Annotated in this window: 22 protein-coding genes and 1 pseudogene; 15 read left to right on the top strand and 8 right to left on the bottom strand. The window is 66.2% G+C overall.

The genetic code is table 11. The features are described 5' to 3' along the window. Positions 1 to 2 precede the first annotated feature (2 nt). Positions 3 to 881: a phosphoserine phosphatase SerB gene (gene serB, locus GGR89_RS06320; RefSeq protein WP_125973469.1), complete on the bottom strand. Its 879-nt coding sequence runs from the start codon at positions 879 to 881 to the stop codon at positions 3 to 5. Here serB and miaA point away from each other — a divergent pair. The 10 genes from miaA (at position 880) to GGR89_RS06270 (ending at position 10,338) form a co-directional block, all read left to right on the top strand. Further along, entirely contained in the window at positions 880 to 1,806 is a 927-nt protein-coding gene (gene miaA, locus GGR89_RS06315) for a tRNA (adenosine(37)-N6)-dimethylallyltransferase MiaA (RefSeq protein ID WP_425338747.1), read from the top strand. The genes serB and miaA overlap by 2 nt on opposite strands. Before the next feature lie 93 nt (positions 1,807 to 1,899). Then, positions 1,900 to 3,645, top strand: a complete 1,746-nt coding sequence (locus GGR89_RS06310) for an acetolactate synthase 3 large subunit (RefSeq protein WP_125973473.1) — start codon at positions 1,900 to 1,902, stop codon at positions 3,643 to 3,645. Between the two features lie 46 nt (positions 3,646 to 3,691). Beyond that, positions 3,692 to 4,207 (top strand): acetolactate synthase small subunit, encoded by a 516-nt coding sequence (ilvN, locus tag GGR89_RS06305; protein ID WP_064309708.1) that lies wholly within the window; start codon positions 3,692 to 3,694, stop codon positions 4,205 to 4,207. Positions 4,208 to 4,257: 50 nt separating this feature from the next. Then, the gene (gene ilvC / locus GGR89_RS06300) at positions 4,258 to 5,277 is read left to right on the top strand and encodes a ketol-acid reductoisomerase (RefSeq protein ID WP_125973475.1); all 1,020 of its coding nucleotides are present in this window, start codon (positions 4,258 to 4,260) and stop codon (positions 5,275 to 5,277) included. Positions 5,278 to 5,373: 96 nt separating this feature from the next. Further along, entirely contained in the window at positions 5,374 to 5,973 is a 600-nt protein-coding gene (locus tag GGR89_RS06295; RefSeq protein WP_125973477.1) for a YceI family protein, read from the top strand. A 64-nt stretch (positions 5,974 to 6,037) separates the two neighbouring features. Beyond that, positions 6,038 to 6,637, top strand: a complete 600-nt coding sequence (locus GGR89_RS06290) for a TMEM175 family protein (protein WP_125973479.1) — start codon at positions 6,038 to 6,040, stop codon at positions 6,635 to 6,637. A gap of 76 nt (positions 6,638 to 6,713) precedes the next feature. Continuing rightward, positions 6,714 to 7,334, top strand: coding sequence for a GTP cyclohydrolase I FolE (gene folE / locus GGR89_RS06285; RefSeq protein WP_125973481.1), 621 nt, complete (start codon positions 6,714 to 6,716; stop codon positions 7,332 to 7,334). Next, entirely contained in the window at positions 7,334 to 8,107 is a 774-nt protein-coding gene (locus GGR89_RS06280; protein ID WP_125973483.1) for an SDR family oxidoreductase, read from the top strand. Before folE ends, GGR89_RS06280 begins: the two co-directional genes overlap by 1 nt. After that, positions 8,100 to 8,465, top strand: coding sequence for a dihydroneopterin aldolase (locus GGR89_RS06275; RefSeq protein WP_125973485.1), 366 nt, complete (start codon positions 8,100 to 8,102; stop codon positions 8,463 to 8,465). The genes GGR89_RS06280 and GGR89_RS06275 overlap by 8 nt, the downstream gene beginning before the upstream one ends. A 148-nt stretch (positions 8,466 to 8,613) precedes the next feature. After that, the gene (locus tag GGR89_RS06270; RefSeq protein ID WP_241213292.1) at positions 8,614 to 10,338 is read left to right on the top strand and encodes a methyl-accepting chemotaxis protein; all 1,725 of its coding nucleotides are present in this window, start codon (positions 8,614 to 8,616) and stop codon (positions 10,336 to 10,338) included. A gap of 45 nt (positions 10,339 to 10,383) precedes the next feature. Here GGR89_RS06270 and leuA read toward each other — a convergent pair whose 3' ends face one another. Beyond that, positions 10,384 to 12,042: a 2-isopropylmalate synthase gene (gene leuA / locus GGR89_RS06265; protein WP_125973489.1), complete on the bottom strand. Its 1,659-nt coding sequence runs from the start codon at positions 12,040 to 12,042 to the stop codon at positions 10,384 to 10,386. 283 nt (positions 12,043 to 12,325) lie between these two features. Here leuA and GGR89_RS06260 point away from each other — a divergent pair, with 283 nt between their 5' ends. Together GGR89_RS06260 and GGR89_RS06255 are read left to right on the top strand one after the other, a co-directional pair. Next, positions 12,326 to 12,721 (top strand): BLUF domain-containing protein, encoded by a 396-nt coding sequence (locus GGR89_RS06260; RefSeq protein WP_125973491.1) that lies wholly within the window; start codon positions 12,326 to 12,328, stop codon positions 12,719 to 12,721. 261 nt (positions 12,722 to 12,982) lie between these two features. After that, the gene (locus tag GGR89_RS06255) at positions 12,983 to 13,240 is read left to right on the top strand and encodes an SWIB/MDM2 domain-containing protein (RefSeq protein ID WP_125973493.1); all 258 of its coding nucleotides are present in this window, start codon (positions 12,983 to 12,985) and stop codon (positions 13,238 to 13,240) included. Between the two features lie 115 nt (positions 13,241 to 13,355). On the opposite strand, the gene GGR89_RS06250 is transcribed toward GGR89_RS06255, so the two are convergent. Together GGR89_RS06250 and GGR89_RS06245 are read right to left on the bottom strand one after the other, a co-directional pair. Continuing rightward, positions 13,356 to 14,156: a universal stress protein gene (locus tag GGR89_RS06250; RefSeq protein ID WP_164542622.1), complete on the bottom strand. Its 801-nt coding sequence runs from the start codon at positions 14,154 to 14,156 to the stop codon at positions 13,356 to 13,358. 79 nt (positions 14,157 to 14,235) lie between these two features. Further along, on the bottom strand, positions 14,236 to 14,889 hold the full coding sequence (locus GGR89_RS06245) for a Crp/Fnr family transcriptional regulator (RefSeq protein WP_241213293.1): 654 nt from the start codon (positions 14,887 to 14,889) through the stop codon (positions 14,236 to 14,238). Positions 14,890 to 15,148: 259 nt separating this feature from the next. Here GGR89_RS06245 and GGR89_RS06240 point away from each other — a divergent pair, with 259 nt between their 5' ends. Then, complete coding sequence (locus GGR89_RS06240; protein ID WP_125973499.1) at positions 15,149 to 15,823, top strand: OmpW/AlkL family protein; 675 nt, start codon at positions 15,149 to 15,151, stop codon at positions 15,821 to 15,823. A 28-nt stretch (positions 15,824 to 15,851) separates the two neighbouring features. Here the strand turns inward: GGR89_RS06240 and GGR89_RS22610 are convergent, their stop codons facing one another. Further along, entirely contained in the window at positions 15,852 to 16,406 is a 555-nt protein-coding gene (locus GGR89_RS22610; RefSeq protein ID WP_125973501.1) for a DapH/DapD/GlmU-related protein, read from the bottom strand. 84 nt (positions 16,407 to 16,490) lie between these two features. Here GGR89_RS22610 and GGR89_RS06230 point away from each other — a divergent pair, with 84 nt between their 5' ends. Together GGR89_RS06230 and GGR89_RS06225 are read left to right on the top strand one after the other, a co-directional pair. Continuing rightward, a complete protein-coding gene (locus tag GGR89_RS06230) occupies positions 16,491 to 16,862 on the top strand; it encodes an acyltransferase (RefSeq protein ID WP_125973503.1) in 372 nt (123 codons plus the stop codon). A gap of 207 nt (positions 16,863 to 17,069) precedes the next feature. Continuing rightward, positions 17,070 to 18,125 (top strand): hypothetical protein, encoded by a 1,056-nt coding sequence (locus tag GGR89_RS06225; protein WP_125973505.1) that lies wholly within the window; start codon positions 17,070 to 17,072, stop codon positions 18,123 to 18,125. A gap of 2 nt (positions 18,126 to 18,127) precedes the next feature. On the opposite strand, the gene GGR89_RS06220 is transcribed toward GGR89_RS06225, so the two are convergent. From GGR89_RS06220 to GGR89_RS22225, 3 genes and pseudogenes are all read right to left on the bottom strand, one after another. After that, the gene (locus GGR89_RS06220) at positions 18,128 to 19,351 is read right to left on the bottom strand and encodes a glycosyltransferase family 4 protein (RefSeq protein ID WP_125973507.1); all 1,224 of its coding nucleotides are present in this window, start codon (positions 19,349 to 19,351) and stop codon (positions 18,128 to 18,130) included. 520 nt (positions 19,352 to 19,871) lie between these two features. After that, positions 19,872 to 20,024 (bottom strand): sigma factor-like helix-turn-helix DNA-binding protein, encoded by a 153-nt coding sequence (locus GGR89_RS22230; RefSeq protein WP_167712794.1) that lies wholly within the window; start codon positions 20,022 to 20,024, stop codon positions 19,872 to 19,874. A gap of 188 nt (positions 20,025 to 20,212) precedes the next feature. After that, a pseudogene (locus GGR89_RS22225) lies at positions 20,213 to 20,311 on the bottom strand (hypothetical protein); the annotation flags it as partial. Positions 20,312 to 20,329 lie beyond the last annotated feature (18 nt).

Genomic DNA, 20,329 nt, shown 5'->3' with positions numbered 1-20,329 from the left:
CCTCAGGCGGTGACCCAGTCGGCGCGGGCGATGCCCTGAGCATAAAGCAGCGCCGTCAGGTCGCCATGGTCGATCCGGGCGCCGGCAGCGGCGGCGACGATCGGCTTGGCGTGGTAGGCGACGCCCAGCCCGGCCTTGCGGATCATCGCCAGGTCGTTGGCGCCGTCGCCCACCGCCATGGTCTGCTCCGGGGCGAGGCCCAGCTCGGCCATCGCGCCGAGCAGCGTGGTTTCCTTGGTGCTGCTGTCGACGATCGGCTTGGTGACCGTGCCGGTGAGCTTGCCGCCGTCGATCTCCAGCACATTGGCGATGCGGCGGTCGAAGCCGATCTGCGTGCCAACCGGCTCGGCGAAGCGGGTGAAGCCGCCCGAGACGAGGATCGTGTGAGCACCCCGCGCGCGCATGGTCTGCACCAGCGCCTGGGCGCCGGGCATCAGCCGCACGCGCTCTGCGAGGCACTGGTCGATCGCGCTCTCGGGGAGGCCCTTGAGCAGCGCGACGCGGGCATCGAGCGCCTCGGCAAAGTCCAGCTCGCCGCGCATCGCCCGCTCGGTCACTTCGGCGATCTGCGGCTTGATGCCGGCATAATCAGCCAGCTCGTCGATGCATTCGACGGTGATCATCGTCGAATCCATGTCCGCGACGAGCAGCTTCTTCTCGCGATGCGCATCTGCCTGCACGATCACGTCGGCCCCGGCGATCGCACCTTCCAGCGCAGCACGCGCGGCGTCCGGCTGACTAGCGAACGGCAGGTCCGCAGCAATGCCCTCGTCGAGCCAGCGCCAAGCGCCCGCCGCGCAGCCCGCCGCCGAAAGGCGATCCTTGGCCGCCTCCAGCTGCCCTGACGTGAGACCTTCTGCTATCAGCGTGGCAATGAACATGATTTCCCCTGGGCTGTCGCGCGTCGCGCTCATTGCAGGGCCGACGGCCAGCGGCAAGTCCGCGCTGGCGCTGGCGCTCGCCGAAAAGCATCGCGGCACCGTGATCAACGCGGATTCGATGCAGGTCTATGCCGATCTCCGCATCCTCACCGCACGCCCCTCCGCAGAGGAAGAGGCCCGCGCCCCGCACCGGCTGTTCGGCCATATCGACGGCGCCGAGGCCTGCTCCGCCGCGCGTTGGGCTGCCGAGGCCCGCGCCGCGATAGCCGAGGCGCATGCCGAGGATCGCCTGCCGATCCTGGTCGGCGGTACCGGCCTGTATCTGCGTACGCTGATCGACGGTATCGCGCCAATCCCCGAGATCGACCCCGCCATCCGCGCCGGGATCCGCGCCCTGCCCGTCGCCGAAGCGCATGCCGCACTGGCGCTCGCCGACCCGGCCGCCGCCGCGCGGCTGCATGCGACCGACACCACCCGCGTCGCCCGCGCGCTCGAGGTCGTGCGCTCGACCGGTCGCACGCTCACCGAGTGGCAGGATCGCCGCGAGGGCGGGATCGGCGACCAGGTCCGGCTCGCCGCGATGATCCTGCTCCCCGATCGCGCCTGGCTGGGCGAGCGCATCGATCGCCGCTTCGCAACCATGCTCGCCACCGCCGAGGGCGAGGTGCGCGGTCTGCTCGCCCGCACCGACGTGCCCGCCGACGCGCCGGTGCTGCGCGCGATCGGCGTCGACGAGATCGGCAGGATGCTGCGGGGCGAATGGGAGGCCGACCAGGCGCAGGAAGCGGGCGCCACCGCCACCCGCCAATATGCCAAACGCCAGTACACCTGGTTCCGCCGCCAGCCTCCAGGGGGGTGGGAGGTGACAGCGGAGACAGATACGTACGAAAATTTGAGCAAGATTGAAAGGAAATTATTTCAATAGGGGTTGACGCATCATATTCGTGCGAGTAGCAGCCTCTCTCCGGCGGAGCACTTTCCGCACTGTATACCATTTTTCGAATGCGTGGAGGCAAAGGTGACCGAGAAAAGCGGCGCAGACATCCTGATCGAGGCTTTGACCGACCTCGGGGTGGAAGTCGTGTTCGGCTATCCGGGCGGTGCCGTGCTTCCGATTTACGACGCCCTGTTCAAGCAGGACCGGATCAAGCACATCCTCGTCCGCCACGAACAGGCCGCCACCCACGCCGCCGAAGGCTATGCGCGTTCGACCGGTAAGCCGGGCGTCGTCCTCGTCACCTCGGGTCCGGGGGCGACCAACGCGATTACCGGCATCACCGATGCGCTGCTCGATTCGATCCCGATGGTCGTCATCACCGGGCAGGTCCCGACGACGCTGATCGGCACCGACGCCTTCCAGGAGGCGGACACGGTCGGCATCACCCGCCACTGCACCAAGCACAATTATCTGGTGAAGCGGCCGGAACTGCTCGGCGCGACCGTCCATGAGGCATTCCATATCGCGGTCTCGGGCCGCCCCGGCCCGGTCGTGATCGACATCCCCAAGGACGTCCAAGTCGCCACCGCGCGCTACGAGGCGCCGGGCCCGATCCAGCACAAGACCTATCGCCCGACCACCGAGCCCGAAGCGGCGAAGATTCAGGAAGCGGTCGACATGCTGGCGGCGGCCGAGCGCCCGGTCTTCTACACCGGCGGCGGCGTGATCAATTCGGGGCCCGAAGCCACGCGCCTGCTGCGCGAGCTGGCGGCGCTGACCGGCGCGCCGGTCACCTCGACGCTGATGGGCCTGGGCGCCCTGCCCGCCTCGTCGGACCAGTGGCTGGGCATGCTCGGCATGCACGGCACCTATGAAGCCAATATGGCGATGAACCAGGCCGACCTGATCATCGCGGTGGGCTCGCGCTTCGACGACCGCGTCACCGGGCGGCTCGATGCCTTTGCGCCGAACAGCCGCAAGGTGCATATCGATATCGATCGGTCGAGCGTGAACAAGAATGTCCGCGTCGATCTGCCGATCATCGCCGATTGCGCGCGGGCGCTGGACGCGATGGTCGAGAGCTGGAAGGCTCGCGCCCATCCCAAGCCCGATCTCGGCGAGTGGTGGAGCCGCATCCAGGGCTGGCGTGCGCGCCGCTGCCTCGACTTCCCGGAGGCGGGCGAGGCGATCATGCCGCAGCGGGCGATCCGCGCGCTGTACGAGGCGACCAAGCACCGGGCGCCGATCATCACCACCGAGGTCGGCCAGCACCAAATGTGGGCGGCCCAACATTTCGGCTTCGAAGCGCCGAACAAGTGGCTGACCAGCGGCGGTCTCGGCACGATGGGCTATGGCCTGCCCGCTGCGATCGGTGCGCAACTCGGCAACCCCGATGCGCTGGTCATTGATATCGCAGGCGAAGCCTCGATCCAGATGAACATCCAGGAGCTTGCGACCGCTACGCAATATCGGCTGCCGGTGAAGATCTTCATCCTCAACAACGAATATATGGGCATGGTCCGCCAGTGGCAGGAGCTGACCTACCAGTCGCGCTATTCCGAGAGCTATTCGGATGCGCTGCCCGATTTCGTGAAGCTGGCCGAGGCCTATGGCTGGAAGGGCATCCGCATCGAAAAGCGCGCGGAGCTGGAAGACGGCATCCAGGCGATGCTCGACTATGACGGCCCGGTGCTGGTCGATTGCCGCGTGGCGAAGCTCGCCAATTGCTTCCCGATGATCCCGAGCGGAGCGGCCCATACCGAGATGCTGCTCCAGGCGAGCGAAGTCTCCGGCGAGATGGACGACGAGGCCAAGGCGCTGGTTTGACCGGATTTTGGATCCTGCCCGCGCGGGCAGGATCGAAGGGGTAGAAATGCACATCAAGGAAGAAGCCATCGAGCGCCATACGCTGGCGGTCATCGTCGACAACGAGCCCGGCATCCTCGCGCGGATCGCCGGCCTGTTCACGGCGCGCGGCTACAATATTTCGTCGCTCACCGTGTCGGAGATCAGCGACGACGATCTGATCAGCCGGATCACCATCGTCACCTTCGCGTCCGCACCGGTGATGGAGCAGATCATCGCCCAGCTCGAGCGGCTGGTGCCGGTCCACAAGGTGGTCGACCTCACCACCAAGGGCGAGCATGTCGAGCGCGAGCTGGCGCTGGTGAAGGTGGTCGGCACCGGCGATCACCGGATCGAGGCGCTGCGCCTCGCCGAAGTCTATCGCGCCCGCGTGGTCGATGCGACCATCTCCAGCTTCGTGTTCGAGGTCACCGGCACGATCGACAAGATCGACAAGTTCGTCGAGCTGATGCGCGAAGTGGGGCTGATCGAAGTCGCCCGCACCGGTATCGTCGCGATCTCGCGCGGGCGCGAAGCCGCCTGACATTTTCCGCGCATCCGCGCACCGCTGATTTGAAAGGGAAGAATACCACCATGCGTGTCTATTATGATCGCGACGCCGATCTGAACCTGATCACCGACAAGAAGATCGCCATCCTCGGCTATGGCAGCCAGGGCCATGCGCACGCACAGAACCTGCGCGACTCGGGCGTCAAGGAAGTCGCGATTGCCCTCCGCCCGGGTTCGACCTCGGCCGCCAAGGCGGAAGCCGCCGGCTTCAAGGTGCTGCCGAACAAGGAAGCCGCCGCCTGGGCCGACATCCTGATGATCCTGGCGCCGGACGAGCACCAGGCCGCGATCTATGACGCCGACCTCAAGGGCAACATGAAGCCGGGTTCGGCGCTCGCCTTCGCGCACGGCCTCAATGTGCATTTCGGCCTGATCGAGCCGCCGGCGGACATCGACGTGATCATGATCGCGCCCAAGGGTCCCGGCCACACCGTGCGCAGCGAATATGTCCGCGGCGGCGGCGTCCCCTGCCTCATCGCGATCCACCAGGACGCCTCGGGCAACGCGCATGACGTGGCGCTGGCCTATGCGTCGGGCGTCGGCGGCGGCCGCTCGGGCATCATCGAGACCAACTTCCGCGAAGAGTGCGAGACCGATCTGTTCGGCGAGCAGGCCGTGCTGTGCGGCGGCACCACCGCGCTGGTCCAGGCCGGCTTCGAGACGCTGGTTGAGGCGGGCTATGCTCCCGAAATGGCCTATTTCGAGTGCCTGCACGAACTGAAGCTCATCGTCGACCTGATGTATGAAGGCGGCATCGCCAACATGCGCTACTCGATCTCGAACACCGCCGAATATGGTGACATCAAGACCGGCCCGCGCATCATCACCGAAGAGACCAAGAAGGAAATGAAGCGCGTGCTGGCGGACATCCAGTCGGGCCGCTTCGTCAAGGACTTCGTGCTCGACAACCGCGCCGGCCAGCCCGAGCTGAAGGCCAGCCGCATCGCCGCCAAGCGCCACCAGATCGAGCAGGTCGGCAGCGAACTGCGCGCAATGATGCCGTGGATCGGCGCCAACAAGCTGGTCGATCAGTCGAAGAACTGATCACGAGCGGAAACCGTGGGTTGCCGGCTGCGCACTAGCTTTGCGCAGCCGGCGGCCGCATTACGTGCATGACGCAACCACCCAAGGGGAACAGTCATGCGCGCTCTCATTGCCCTCGCTCTTTTCGCGACCGCTCCGGTCGCCTTCGCCCAGGAACTTCCCGGCCAAGCCGACGCCAGCCGCGTTCCCGCCGGTACCTATGTCGTCGACACCGGTCACACCCAGGTCGACTTCCAGGTCAACCATTTCGGTTTCAGCCAGTTCACCGGCCAGGCCGGCGGCACCACCGGTTCGCTGACGATCGATCCGGCCAAGCCGAACGACGCCAAGCTGGACATCACCATCCCCACCAGCGGCATCGTCACCACCGTCGCGGCGCTCGACAAGCACCTCGCCTCGCCGGACTTCTTCGATTCGGCCAAATATCCGACGATCCGCTTCGTCTCGACCAAGGTCGTCGTCACCGGCACCAAGGCGCAGATCACCGGCGACCTGACGCTGCACGGCGTCACCAAGCCCGTCACGCTCGACACCACGCTCGTCGGCGCCGGCACCAACCCGATGTCGAAGAAGCTGAACTTCGGCTTCGAGGCGACCACCGCGATCAAGCGCAGCGACTTCGGCATGGACAAATACGTCCCCTTCGTCTCGGACGAAGTGAAGCTGCACATCAACGCGGCATTCTCGGCCAAGTAAACCCTTGGTTTGATTGCCCTGTCCTCCTGCCTGCGCCACCACGGCCGCGGGCAGGAGGACGGATATGCAGGACCAGGAAGGCCGCGACGGTGCCAAGCGCGTCGAGGCGTTTTCGGATGGCGTGATCGCCATCATCGTGACCATCATGGTGCTGGAACTGCACGCGCCCGAGGCGCCGGGGCTGCGTGCACTGGCCGGGCAGTGGCCGGTCTTCCTCGCCTATGCACTCAGCTACGTCTATGTGGCGATCTACTGGGTGAACCATCACAAGCTCTTCCAGTTCGCCACCCGCGCCGGCAACGCGCTGCTCTGGTCGAACATCGTGCTGCTGTTCACCTTGTCCCTGGTCCCCTTCGCCACCGCCTATTTGGGCGAGCAGCATTTCAGCGGCGAGGCGACGCTGCTGTACATGCTGGTGATGCTCCTCCCCTCCTTCGCGTATAACTGGCTGCAGCGGGTGATCCGGCGCACCGGCGCCCAGTCGGCCGAAGCCCAGCGCTACCACCGCCGGACGCTGCGCAAGAGCATGCTTGCCTGCTGCCTCTACCTGGCGGGCGTCGCCGTGGCGATCGCGTCGCCCGCCGCCGGCCTCGCCTGCGCCGCGCTCGTCGCGCTGCTCTGGTGCCTGGCCGACGGCCCGCTCGATCGGCTGTTCGAACGCTGACCTTGGGTTGCACCTGTAGCCACTTTGCTGTTTCTGCAGTCCGAATCCGCCACGCGCGGCGAAAGGACAGACAGACATGCACGATCCTCACCATGACCCTGTAGACGGTGACATCGTCGCCCCCCCGCCCAAGATCCCCGTGCCCGAGCATGTCGCCGAGGCGATCCGCACGCTGATCCGCTGGACCGGCGACGATCCCGATCGCGAGGGCCTGCTCGACACCCCCCAGCGCGTCGCTCGCGCCTGGAAGGAATATTGCGCCGGCTATGGCGAAGACCCGTCGCACCATTTGTCGCGCGTGTTCGAGGAAGTCGGCGGCTATGACGAGATCGTGCTGTTGAAGGACATTCCCTTCCAGTCACATTGCGAGCACCACATGGCGCCGATTACCGGCAAGGCATCGATCGCCTATCTGCCCAGGAACCATGTTGTCGGCATCTCCAAGCTTGCGCGCGTCCTCCATGCCTTCGCCCGCCGCCTGCAGGTGCAGGAACGGCTCACCGCGGAAGTCGCCGACTGCATCTGGAACCATCTCCACCCGCAAGGCGTCGCGGTGGTGATCGAGGCACAGCATGGCTGCATGACCGGCCGCGGCGTGCGCACGCCGGGCGTGGGCATGGTTACCAGCCGGATGATGGGCGTGTTCCGCGAGGACGAGCGAAGCCGGGCCGAAGTGCTCAAGCTGATGGGCTATTGATGCCCGGGCGGGTGCTGGTCACGGGCGGCGCACGGCGGATCGGCGCAGCGATCGGCCGGGGGTTGGCCGCGCGCGGATGGGCCGTGGCGATCCACCACCATCACTCGCCCGACGAAGCCGAAGCCTTTGCCGCCCAGCTCCGCGCGGCAGGCGCGTCGACCGCGATCGTCTGCGCCGAACTCGCCGATCCTGCGGCCCCCGCTGCACTGGTGGAGGCGTGCCGCACGGCCTTCGGTGCCCCGCTCGACGCAGTGGTCAACAATGCATCGCTGTTCGCCTATGATCAGGCGCCGATCGCCGATTACGCGCTGCTCGACCGTCACATGCACGTGAACCTCGCCGCACCCGTCGGGCTCGCCATGGCGCTGGCCGCACAGCCGGATCTGGCGGAAGGCGCTGTGGTGAACCTGCTCGACCAGAAGGTGGGCAACCTCAACCCGGACTTCTTCAGCTACACCTGCTCCAAGCTGGCGCTCCAGGGCGCCACCCACATGCTCGCGCAGAAGCTGGCACCGCGGGTGCGGGTGAACGCGGTGTCGCCCGGCCTCACCCTTCCCAGCCTCGACCAGAGCGCGGAGGAGTTCGCCCGCACCGGCACCCAGAACCTGCTCCGCCGCCCGGTCGACCCGGCCGACATCGCCGCCACGGTCGCGCACCTGCTCGAAAGCCGCAGCATCACCGGACAGAATGTCTATGTCGATTGCGGCCAGCATTTCCTCGCGCGCGACAGCGACGTGATGTTCGAAGGACGCGAGCACCGCCCCGATGCCTGACTATGTGATCCATCTCGAAGCGCTGGAGGTCTCGATGGGCCTCGGCATCCACCCGGAAGAGCGCGCCGCCCCCCAGCGCGTCCGCATCGACGTGGCGATGACCTGCCGCTACCCCGACGTGCCCGAGGACCGGATCGACGCGGTGGTCGATTACGACTTTCTCCGCGAGGGCATCCACGCCCTTGTCCGCTCGCGCCATTTCGAGCTGCAGGAAGTGCTGTGCGAGCAGGTTGCCGCACTGGCGATGCGCGATCCGCGCGTGATCCAGGTCCGCGTCCGTTCGGCCAAGCAGGACATCTACCCGGACGCCCGCGTCGGCTGCGAGGTGGTCCGTATTCTTACGAATATGCAGCAATAATCCCGATTCGAGGCACCGCGTCCCGATCCTCCCCCTATAATCTACCAAAGGCCTTCCTCGCCGGAGGCCCGCTTGGGGGACGCGTGCGCCTGTCACCAGAGGATCGTGGATGTCGATTGCAAGTTTCGTTCGCAACAGCGCGTTAGCCATGATGGCGCTACTGGTTGTCGGCGGCTCGCTGGCGGCCTGGCGGCTGGATCGCATCCGCATGGGCGGCGAGGTGCAGTTGCACCAGCAGGTCAATGCCGACCTCATCGCAGATATCCTTCCTCCCCCCGAATATATCATCGAGCCGTTTCTCGAAGCTACGCTGATCGCCCGTAATCCAGACACCGTGGGCACCCGTGCCAAGAAGCTGGAGGGCCTCAAGAAGCTCTACCTGGAGCGCAACCAATATTGGCAGACCGCGCGGGTGGACGAGAGCCTGCGCAGCCAGCTGCTCCAGCAGGCACACCCTGCCGCCCAGGCCTTCTGGAACGAACTCGAACAGGGCTTCCTGCCCGCCGCCCGCAAGGGCGACCGCGCCGCGATCGAGGCCAGCTACGCCAAGCTGACCGGCCTGTACGACGCCCACCGCACCGCAGTGGACAAGCTCGTCACCATGGCATTGGCGGACCAGCAGCGCGTCGCTGCGAACGGCGCATTCGAATTCTACCTCGCGATCGGCATCGTGCTGGCGCTGGCGCTGATCGTCGGCGGCCAGGCCGCGCATTTCTACATCACCATGTATCGCCGGGTGCTGGAGCCGGTCGGCACGCTGTCGGCGCTCACCGACCGCCTCGCCAAGGGCGAAGTGGCGACGATCCCCTATCAGGATCGCACCGACGAAATGGGCCGCATCGCCAGCGGCCTGGAGCATTACCGCGCCGCCGCCGCCGCGCAGAGCGAGGCCGATGCGCGCAAGCTCGAGGCACAGCGCGAAGTCACCGAAGTGCTCGGCAACGGCCTGCTAGCGCTGCGCGAGGGCGATCTCAGCCGCACGATCGACCAGCGTTTCCCGGCCGAATATGAAGTGCTGCGCCACAACATCAACGAGGCAATCGCCTCGCTGCGCGCCCGCGTCCAACTGGTCAGCGAAAGCGCCGACAATATCCGCAACACCTCGTCCGAGGTTGCGCAAGGCTCCGAGGATCTGGCGCACCGCACCGAGAAGAGCGCGGCCAACCTCGCCCAGGCGACCGAGGCGCTGGCGAAGATCGAAGAGCGCCTGCGCGCCACGATGATCGCAGCCGACAACACGGTGAAGCGCGCCGGCGAGGCGACCACGGCACTGCGCGACGGCCGCGGCACTACCGCCCGCGCGGTGCAGGCGATGGACCGCGCGAGCGGCAGCGCCAAGAATATCGACGGCGTGATCGAAGGCCTGGACAAGATCGCCTTCCAGACGCGGGTGCTCGCGATGAACGCGGCGGTCGAGGCCGGCCGCGCCGGCGAGGCGGGCCGCGGCTTCATGGTCGTCGCCGACCTCGTCGCCGCGCTGGCACTCCGCGCCGAGGACCAGGCCAAGCAGGCCCGCGACATGCTGAGCGAGACCCAGGCCGACATCCTCCAGGCTGCGGATGCCGTGCACGACACCGATACTGCACTCGACACCATCTCGAGCGACGTCGAGGCGGTGCACGACCTGATCGCGGCCATCGACCATGACAACCACGCCCAGTCGGCGGCAGTCAGCCAGGTCTCGACTGCGATGAAGGGCATGGACCAGGTGACGCAGCAGAACGCGGCGATGGTCGAGGAAACCTCGGCGGCGATCCGCAACCTGTCGAGCGAGGTCAACGCGCTTGCGCAGCGTGCCGGCGCCTTCCGCTTCGATCGCACCGCCGGCACGCGCGCCGCCGTCCACACGGGCGAGTTGGCGACCCTGCACTGATAGGAGAGGAAGCCCCTGACCTTCCGAGGACAGGGGCTTTTTGCCTCAGGCCCGGTTCGCTGCGCTAAGTACCGCGCGCACCGAGGCGGTCGCGATATCGGCATCGATGCCGACGCCGAACACCGTCCGGCCATCCTCGGTGCGGCACTCGACATAGGCCGCCGCCTGCGCATCGGCGCCGCCGCCGATCGCATGCTCGCTATAGTCCACCACGTCCAAGCGCGGCCCCGTAGAGCCCGCCAGCGCATCGACCACACCCGAGATCAGGCCGTTGCCGCGCCCCGAGATCGACTGCGCCACACCGTCGATCGCAATGCGGCCGACGAACACGCGGCTGCCCGCGGCGCCCGTTTCCTCATAATCGACTAGCGTGATCCGATCCTTGTCACCGGGCAAATATACCCGCTCGAACCGGCCCCAGATGTCGGCGGCGTTGAGCTCGCGGCTGGTCTCGTCGGCCAACGCCTGGACGTGCTTCGAGAATTCGGCCTGCATCCGCTTGGGCAGCTTGAGGCCCTTGTCCTGCTCGAGCACCCAGGCGACGCCGCCCTTGCCCGACTGCGAGTTGACGCGGATCACCGCCTCGTAATCGCGGCCGAGATCCTTGGGATCGATCGGCAGATAGGGCACGTCCCAGAGCTGGTCGTTGCGCGCCGCCTGCGAGGCGAAGCCCTTCTTGATCGCGTCCTGATGGCTGCCCGAAAACGCCGTGAAAACGAGGTCACCGGCATAGGGATGGCGCGGATGGACGGGGAGCTGGTTGCAATATTCCACCGTCTGGATGACCTCGTCGATGTCCGAGAAGTCGAGGCCCGGGTTGAGGCCCTGGGTGTACATGTTGAGCGCCAGCGTCACGAGATCGACATTGCCGGTGCGCTCGCCATTGCCGAACAGGCAGCCCTCGACGCGGTCCGCGCCCGCCAGCAGGCCCAGTTCGGACGCGGCGACGCCGGTGCCGCGATCGTTATGCGTATGCAGGCTGATGACCACGCTCTCGCGGTTGCGGATGTTGCGGCAGAACCATTCGATCTGGTCGGCATAGATGTTGGGCGTCGCCGCCTCGACGGTCGCCGGCAGGTTGAGGATCAGCGGGCGCTCCGGCGTCGGGCGCAGGATGTCCATCACCGCCTCGCAGACCTCGACCGAGAAATCGAGTTCGGCGGTGGAGAAGGTCTCCGGGCTATATTCGAAATGCCACGCGGTATCGGGCTGCTTGGCCGCCTCGTCGCGCAGCACCTTCGCGCCCTCGATGGCGATCTGACGGATTTCGTCGCGGCTCATGCCGAACACGATGCGGCGCCAGGCCGGCGAGACGGCATTGTAGAGATGGACGATCGCCTGCTTGGCGCCCTTCAGCGACTGGAAGCTGGTCTCGATCAGATCGCGGCGCGACTGGGTCAGCACCTGGACGATCACGTCGTCGGGCACCTTGCCCTCGCGCACCAGGCCGGAGATGAAGTCGAACTCGGTGGCGCCGGCGCTCGGGAAGCCGACCTCGATTTCCTTGAGGCCCACCTTCACCAGCAGTTCGAAGAAGCGCGTCTTCTTCTCGCCGTCCATCGGATCGATCAGCGCCTGGTTGCCGTCACGCATGTCGGTGGAGAGCCACCGCGGCGCCTTGGTGATGGTGCGGCTGGGCCATTGGCGATCGGGCAGATCCACCTGCGGGAAGGGACGATATTTGACGCTGGGGTCGCGCAACATGGGCCGTGTCTCTCTTCAAGGTCTGGCCGCGCCTAGCGCAGCCGTGATGCGATAGGGAAGTTCCGGTTTGCCCTTAGGGGAGACGCGCGCGTGCGAAATCGGCCCCTAAGGGCGGATAAGTCGCAGGGTAAGGCGCAGGGCGTCGATCACGCCCTCCTGATGCCGGAATTATACGATCTTGTCCAGCTTGGACTAAATAGCTGAAAAACAAGCGAGCATCGACGTCCTAATCTGCTATTAACCAGTCGACGCCGAAAACGCGCGCTCGCAGGAGAGGATTTCCATGCTGCAGCTCGTCTATGTCAGTTCCGCCAACCCCGCCGCGCCCTGCCCTACCCAGGACATCCTGACCGTCTCCCGCCGCAACAACGCGCGCGACCGGATCAGCGGCCTGCTCTATGCCGATGGCGGACGTTTCCTCCAGGCGCTGGAAGGTCCCGAGGTTGCGGTGGAGGCCGCTTTCACGCGCATCCAGTGCGATCCGCGGCATCGTGCGATCGTGCTGCTGTCCCGCCGGATCGTCGACCGCCGCGAGTTCGGCCATTGGGAAATGGCGCATCGCGCCCCCGGCGCCGACGCCGCGAGCTTCCTGGCCGATGTCCAACGGCTGACGGCGGATGCATCACCGGACGTGCGCGGCACCTTCGAAGGGCTGGTCCAGACCCGAGTCTTGGCCTGAACGCGCAATATTGCTACGTTTTTGCCCTAAAGTGTTGCTCGGCTGCACCACCGCAGCGCCGCAAAGCAGCGGTTCGCCGCGCTTCTATGCGGTCTGCGCTGGACAGAAGCCCTTTCCCGCAGTCAAAGGCGTACAGGGGCGTGCATCACCGCACGAACCGCAGTACATCGTTGGTTGCGACAAGGGGGAGGAAGCCTCTCAATCCCGAGGCGCTGACGAAGGAATAGCCCCGATAAGGGGTACGAACAGGAGTTAGACACGATGGCCGAGACCAAAGCACGCGGTGGCATTGCCAAGCCGGTTACCCCGTCGCCCGAACTGGCGAAGATTGTGGGCACCGCCGATCTGCCGCGCAGCGAGATCGTCAGCAAGGTGTGGGAATACATTAAGAAGCACAACCTGCAGAACCCTGCGAACAAGCGCGAAATCCTGGCCGACGATACGCTGAAGCCGATCTTCGGCGGCGACAAGTGCACCATGTTCGAAATGAACAAGCACCTCGCCAAGCACGTCAAGTAAGCGAGGTCGCTGCGGCCTGTTGGGGCCGTGCGAACAGTAAAAGGGGGCAGGCACCCAGGGTTGCCTGCCCCTTTTCTTTTTCAGGCCGATCGCAATCGCCGGCGATTCGCCCGCGTCAGTGCGCCAGCAGCAGCGGCACGGGGCTTTCCGCCAGCATCCGCCGCGTCACCCCGCCGAACGCCGCCTCGAGGAAGCGGCTGTGGCCGAAGCCGCCCATCACCAGATAGGCCGCCTTGAGCGCCTCCACGACCCCCAGGATCGCGCCGCCCACCGTATCGGTCTTGGGTACCACCCGCACCTCGGGCCGGATGCCGTGCCGCGACAGATATTCCGCGGCCTCGGCGGCGGGCAGCCGCAGCGCCCCTTCGTCGACCACCAGGATCGTCACCGTTCCGGCATGTTTCAGCAGCGATACCGTCGCCTGCAGCGCGGCTTCCGCAGTACGCGAGCCGTCCCATGCGACCACCGCATGGCCGTAGAGATCGAAACCCAGCGTCTTTTCCGGCACCGCGACGATCGGCTTGCCGGTCTTGAGGATGGTATCGCAGATCAGGTCGCGCATGTCGGGATAGTCGATCTTGTCAAGCTCGCGGTTGAGCACCACCAGATCGGCTAGCGCGGTAGCGTCGCGCAGGCATTCGCGGGCAAAGCCGGTGGCGTCCACCCAGTCATAGGGCACGTCTTCGGCCTTGAGCCGCCCCTCCATCCGCACGCGGTTGGCCGCCTCGCGGGTCTGCTCGTCGGCGAGCAATGCGGCACCGCCGCCGAATTCGATGTAATCGCCGACATAGGCCGGCACCATCGCGATATCGACGCAGCGCAGATGCCCTTCCAGCCCGCGCGTCAAATCGAGCGCCGCCTGGAACCGTGCTTCCTGTCCGGCGTCGTCATGCATCAGAACGAGTACATTCTTCATGGTCGCCTCCATTTCATCCGATCTTCTTCTTGGATGAAAGCAAGCTAGACAGATGCACTGCGCGCCGACATGCGGTTAGTTACGGAGTCTCGGCCGCGAGCACGGCAAGTGCCGGTGCATCGAGGATCACGAAGCTGCGCAGATCGGGCAGCGCGATCACCCCGTCGCGCTTCATCGCGGTCAGCTTGCGGCTGACCGTCTCGATCGTCAGCCCCAGCAGCTCGGCCATTTGCTGGCGGGTGAGCGGCAGCGCGACCGGCGCGCCGGGGCTGCAGGTGCCACGCGCCGCAAACTGCAGCAGCAGGCTGGCGACGCGCTCCTCGGCGGATTTGCGGCCGAGCAGCAGCATCCATTTCCGGAGCTGGTCGAGTTCGTCATAGGCGCGGGTCAGCAGCGCCTGGCCGATCTCGGGATACGCCTCGACCAGCCCGGGTAGCGCGCTGCGCGGAAAGACGCAGAGCTCGGTCTCGGTCAGCGCGGTGACGCAGTGGCTCGACGGCCGGTCGCCGATCGCGCCGACGAAGTCGGCCGGGAAGGCGAGCCCCAGCATCTGCTCGCGCCCGTCCTCCAGCGAGGCGGAAAGCTTGACCAGCCCGTGATGGAGGATGCCGACCTGCTCGGCGATGTCGCCCTGCCAGATCAGCGCCTCGCCGCGGCGCAGCACGCGCTTGCGCCCGATACGGTTGAGCGCCTCCAGCGCGCCCGCCGAGATGCCGCCGCACAAGGAGGCCATTCGCACACCGCAAGCCGCACAACGCGCCGGCAGGCTCCACTCCGCAGCACCCAGATCCGGCTGGTTTCGATCCATGAACATATCCGCCTCCGCGCGTGGCATGCATCGCGCGCGTACGGCGTGTCGTTACGTATTGGTCCCAGGCAGGCGAAGGGACCACCTTGGGAACATTACCTACGCGCAACGTTGCGCCCGATCAAAACCGTGGCGGAAAGTTGCGGCTACCCGGTGCCTCGTCGAACACGAGGAGAAATGAACCATGCGTACTTCGCTTTTTGTCGGTCTGGCCGCTGCCGGTCTGCTGGCCTCGACCGCGAGCGCCCAGGCACAGGACCGAGCGGGCATCACGGCCGGCGACTGGCTGGTCCGCCTGCGCGGCATCGTCGTCGCCCCGAATGAATCGTCGAGCGGCATCACGCCTGCCCTCCCCACCGCCAAGGTCGGCGTCGGCGACGCGGTGATGCCTGAAGTCGACTTCACCTACATGGCGACCGACCATATCGGCGCCGAGCTGATCGTCTCCAGCACCCGCCACGACATTCAGGGCCGCGAGGCGATCTCGTCGCTCGGCAAGGTCGGCCACACCTGGGTGCTCCCGCCGACGCTGACGCTCCAGTATCACTTCATGCCCAAGGCCGCGGTGCGTCCCTATGTCGGTGCTGGCGTCAACTACACGACCTTCTATTCGGCCAAGACCAGCGACTCGCTCAACAAGGCGCTCGGCCAAACCAGCCTCTCGCTGAAGGACAGCTTCGGCTATGCGTTGCAGGCGGGCGTGGACATCGATCTGAACAAGAAGTTCTTCCTGAACCTCGACGTCAAGTACATCGACATGAGCACCACTGCCCGGCTCAACACCGGCGGCGCCATCAACCAGACCAGCGTCGACATCAACCCGCTGGTGTTCGGCTTCGGCGTCGGCACCCGCTTCTGATCGAAGCAGTTCCCCCGCTTGCGACCGCTCACCCCTCTAGCGGGGGATCGACTGGGGAGCCGAACGCTAGGGCGCTCGGCTCCCCTTCTTCGTTGGAACAGCGCCGATCACGGGCCCGGTCCCCTATCGCAAGCGGATCACGGCCTTCGTTGCCTACCACGCCTTGGAGGCGCCCAAATCTTGCGGTCTCGATCCCGCGCCTGACGACCCGTGCGGGATTGCCGACAGCGATGCAGCCGGGCGGAACATCGTCCGCGACGACCGCGCCCGCGCCGACCACGCAGCCATCGCCGATCGTCACACCCGGCAGGATCATTGCACCCCCGCCGATCAGGCAGCGATCGCCGATGATGATCGGTCGAACGAAGCCCTTGCCTTCGCGCGCGACGAGCAGCGTCTTGAACGCGATCATCGTGTCGCGGCCTATCAGGATGCAGCCGGGTCCGCCGGAGAGAATCTTGGCCTGCAAAGAGATGCGCGAACTCGGATGGATCACAATGCCGTGACGACGCTGCAGCCACCAACGCCGCAAGGCATACAGTGGCAGGCGGATGAAATCCAATTGATCGAGCGACCGCAACATGATGCGGGCAGTATATTATGGGTTGAGGCGAATCGGGAAGGGGCTTAGTCGATTGGCGAATAGTCTGGAGGGGGGCCAGATACCATGTTCGCTCGCATATGGCGGCGCTTTGTCCGAACGCGCATCTGGGGGATGGATATTCATCCAAGCGCGGTCATCGCGGACAGCGCGCTCATCGACCGCACCTTTCCAAAAGGCGTGCACATCGCTGCCCGCGCAGTCATCGGCGAACAGGCCGTGGTGCTGACCCACGACATCGCCACCAGGGTCTGGCAGCACACCTATATCGGCGAGGGCGCAACGCTCGGCGCCCGAGCGATCGTCTTGCCTGGGCTCAAGGTCGGCAAGGGCGCGGTCGTGCTTCCCGGCAGCGTGGTGACCGAGGACGTGCCGGACGGAGCGACGGTCCGTGGAAATCCGGGAAAGCTGATCGCGCCAAGTAGCTACGCGGCTTGACCTCCACGGCGCCTACCGCCGCCGACTCCTCCCGATAGTGCCTTGGCCGACATCGATACAGCCATCACTGGCATCACAATCTTCTTCACGGCGCGCGCTCAAGCGCACAGCTGAAAAACTGATAACTGCACGAACAAAGCTGCAGGGTCGCAAATATCAGTATGCGTACCTCCCATTCATCTCGTTCGATATAAAGGCCTAGAAACCATGATCATAGTGGTTCCCTCCAATCGCTCGGTATCTCTGGAATACCTGGCGCCGCTGATCGACGCGGGCGCCCGCTTCGTCGTGGTCGACGATTCACCTGGAACGGTCACCGTCGACCATCCGAGCTTCCGGATCTATACTTGGGAAGACCGGAAGCGGATGCTGGGCGATGCCGACGCGTGGTTCCCGCGCCGCAATGGCGCCTGCCGCGATTTCGGCTTCTACGTCGCCTGGCACGAGAGCGACGACGACGAAATCATCGTGGCGCTGGACGATGACTGCGAGGTCACGTCGCAGAACTTCTTCGCCGAGGTGACCGAGGCGCTCACCGCCAAGCCGCGCCCGGTGCTCGGCGAAGGCCTGCGCCACCTCAACATCCTCGACCTCTACGAAGGCACGCCGGACAACCTGTTCCCGCGCGGCTTTCCCTATGAATGCCGCGGCGCCTATCAGCGCGCTTCCATCGGCGACGCGACCAACGGGGAGGCGCCGATCTTCAACCTCGGCCTGTGGACCGACGCGTTCGACGTCAACGGCATCGACAAGATCAACGGCCCGCAGTGGCGCTGGCCCGAAGTCGATCTCGCGATCCCCTCTGCGGCGATCGCCCCCGGCGCGCTGGTGTCGGTCTGCTCGATGAACATGCAGTTCCGGCGCAAGGTCACCCCTGCGGTCTACCAGCTGCCGATGCACGTGCCGGTGCTGCCGCACTGGATGATCGACCGCTATGGCGACATCTGGGGCGGCTTCATCCTGAAGATGCTGGTCGATCGCGCGGGCGACACGCTGACCGTCGGCGCCCCCATGATCGGACATCGCAAGGCCGGCGACATGCAGCGCAATATCTGGCAGGAGCATATCGCGCATATGGTCAACCAGGAAGCGATCGAGATCTTCAGCCTTTCGGCAGAGGTCGCGCCTGCCGACTATCTGACGATGATGGCGGAGTTCACCGAGAATGTGGCGGCGCGCGCGGGCGGCGCCAGCGGCATGCTGCGCCCCTATCTCGAACATCTCGTCCCGTGCCTGCGCACCTGGTGCACTGCGCTGAAGTAACGTCAGCCCAGCGCCGCTGACAGGTGGCGGCGATAGTCGAGGGCGATGCTGTGCGGTGCAAACCGCGCCAGCGCGCCCTCGGCTTGTAGCCGCGCGATCGACTCCTTCAGTGCCTGCTGGTTGGTCATGACATGCCGCAGGCCCGCGGCGATATCCGCAGGGTCGTCCGCGCGACAGGCATAGCCGATCCGATCCGGGGGCAGATACCCGTCGATCGCCCAGCCGGCCGGGTAGAGCACGGGGATTCCAGCGAACAGCGCCTCGACGAAGACCATGCCGAAAGTCTCCTGCTGGCTCGGCAGCGCCAGCATCGCGCTGCCGCCGAGCAGCTCTCGTACCGACCCATTCGGCACCGGCCCAAGCAGACGAACCTGCCGGCGCGCGCCGGCACGCGCGATCAGCCGGTCCACCTCGAGATGGCTCCGCGCATTGCCACCGCCGACGATGTCGAGGTGCCACCCTGCCCCGGTCTCGGCGACCTCCTGCATTGCCGGGATCAGCTTCGAGATCCCTTTGCGGCGCCAATGGGCGAGATGAAAGAGCGACACGATCCGGTCGCTGGACACGCTCGAGGGGGTCGGCTCCGCCACCCCGCCCATCACCGGCAGCACCGCGATCGCTCGCAGCGGCAGACGGAGCATCTTCGAAAACCGCTCGGCTGCCCAGGGCGCGGTGGCGATCAGCGCATGCGCGGAGGCGGCGATTTCGCGCCAATGGCCGTGCAGGTCGGGTCTCCCGCGCCAAACCCAGCCGTCCGCATCGCCCCAGATGCTGCAGAGATACGGCACGCCGAATTCGCGGGCGAGTTGGCTCGCGACGATCCCGTCCGTCGTCAACTTGTGCGCATGGATCAGGTCGATGGCGATACCCCGGTCGCGCAGGTCTGCGGCGATCCACCGCACCAGCCGCGCCATCGCATGACGCAATCCCAGCCCCTTGGGAAGCGCGCGATAGGCGATGGCGACTCGATCGGGTGCATAGCGCAGGGCGGCGATCTCGCGACCGAGGTTCCCGACCCGCGTCATGCTGTAGACGATGTTGCGAAAGCCGTCGGCGCTGTCGACCAGGCGCTCCACCGCGCGGGTCATGTGCGGCGCCGCCAACGGACTCGGAAAATCGAAGCTGATATGCAGGACCGTAGCGGGGGTCATCGCTTCACCGCCCATCCCGCGCCCCAGCATGCCATGCTGGTGGTGGCCCGCTGTCCGCGCGGATAGCGGATGCATCAACTGCGTTGCGGGCCCCACCCCACCCCGAAGCCATCATATTTCCCCCTCGATACGGCTCGCCCGCCGTCTATCCTATTTCCGCAGGCTTTGCAGTCGCGAAGCATCGGGCGCCGGGGCCCTTGGCGAAAAAGCCGCCGCGGGCGCCGCTGAGCCGTGTTCGCCTAGATGCGGGCAAGCGGGGAGCGAACGATGTTGGCGGCGCCGTGCAGATCGGCCTCCGGTGCCGTCCCGAAGACGGCACCTGCGGCAACGGCTGCCGGACTCAGTGCTGTCCACCGCGCGCGACGCGCTACCCGCACCCGAAGGTTCAGCGCGGCAGGCAAGGGTTCCTCCGTCACGCCGCGCAGTGCTTCCCGAAGCGCGTCCTTCTGGGCGCGACAGGCGGAGCACCGCGCGGCGTCTTCAGGATGCGCTGCAAGCCAGGCACGAACCTCCAACTCCCGCTCGGGAGCAAGGCGACCATCCACATGGGCCTGGAGTTCCGCTTCAGTTATCGGCGCCGCGCATCATACCACCCTCAGTGCGTGGGTTGCACGACCCCCTCTTCGAGTTGCCGGCGGAGTCGCTCGCGGGCGCGGGACAGCCGGGACATCACCGTGCCCAGCGGCACGCCGAGCACCGCCGCGGCCTCGGCATAGCTGATATCCTCCACGCCAACGCGCAGAAGCACCGCGCGCGATCCTCCGGCAGCAACGCGAGTTGCGCCAGCAAATCGTGCTGCGCGATAGCGCGCTCCTGTTCCGCCGGCACCGCCAACCACTGCTCCGGCACGGAGTCGATCGCCGCTTCCGGGCCCCGGCGCGGGCGGCGACGCAGCCGATCGAGCGCAAGATTGTGCAGGATGGTGAACAGCCAAGCACGCTGGCTGGTAGCACCACGGCGGCTGCGCCAATGGGCGAGCGCACGCTCCGGAACGTCCTGCGCCAGATCGTCGGCATCGTCGCGATGGCGCAGCATGGCGCGCGCATAGCGCCG

This window comes from Sphingomonas trueperi, from assembly GCF_011927635.1.
GTDB classification, from domain to species: domain Bacteria; phylum Pseudomonadota; class Alphaproteobacteria; order Sphingomonadales; family Sphingomonadaceae; genus Sphingomonas; species Sphingomonas trueperi.
This window is presented reverse-complemented; position numbering and strand designations above follow the sequence as displayed.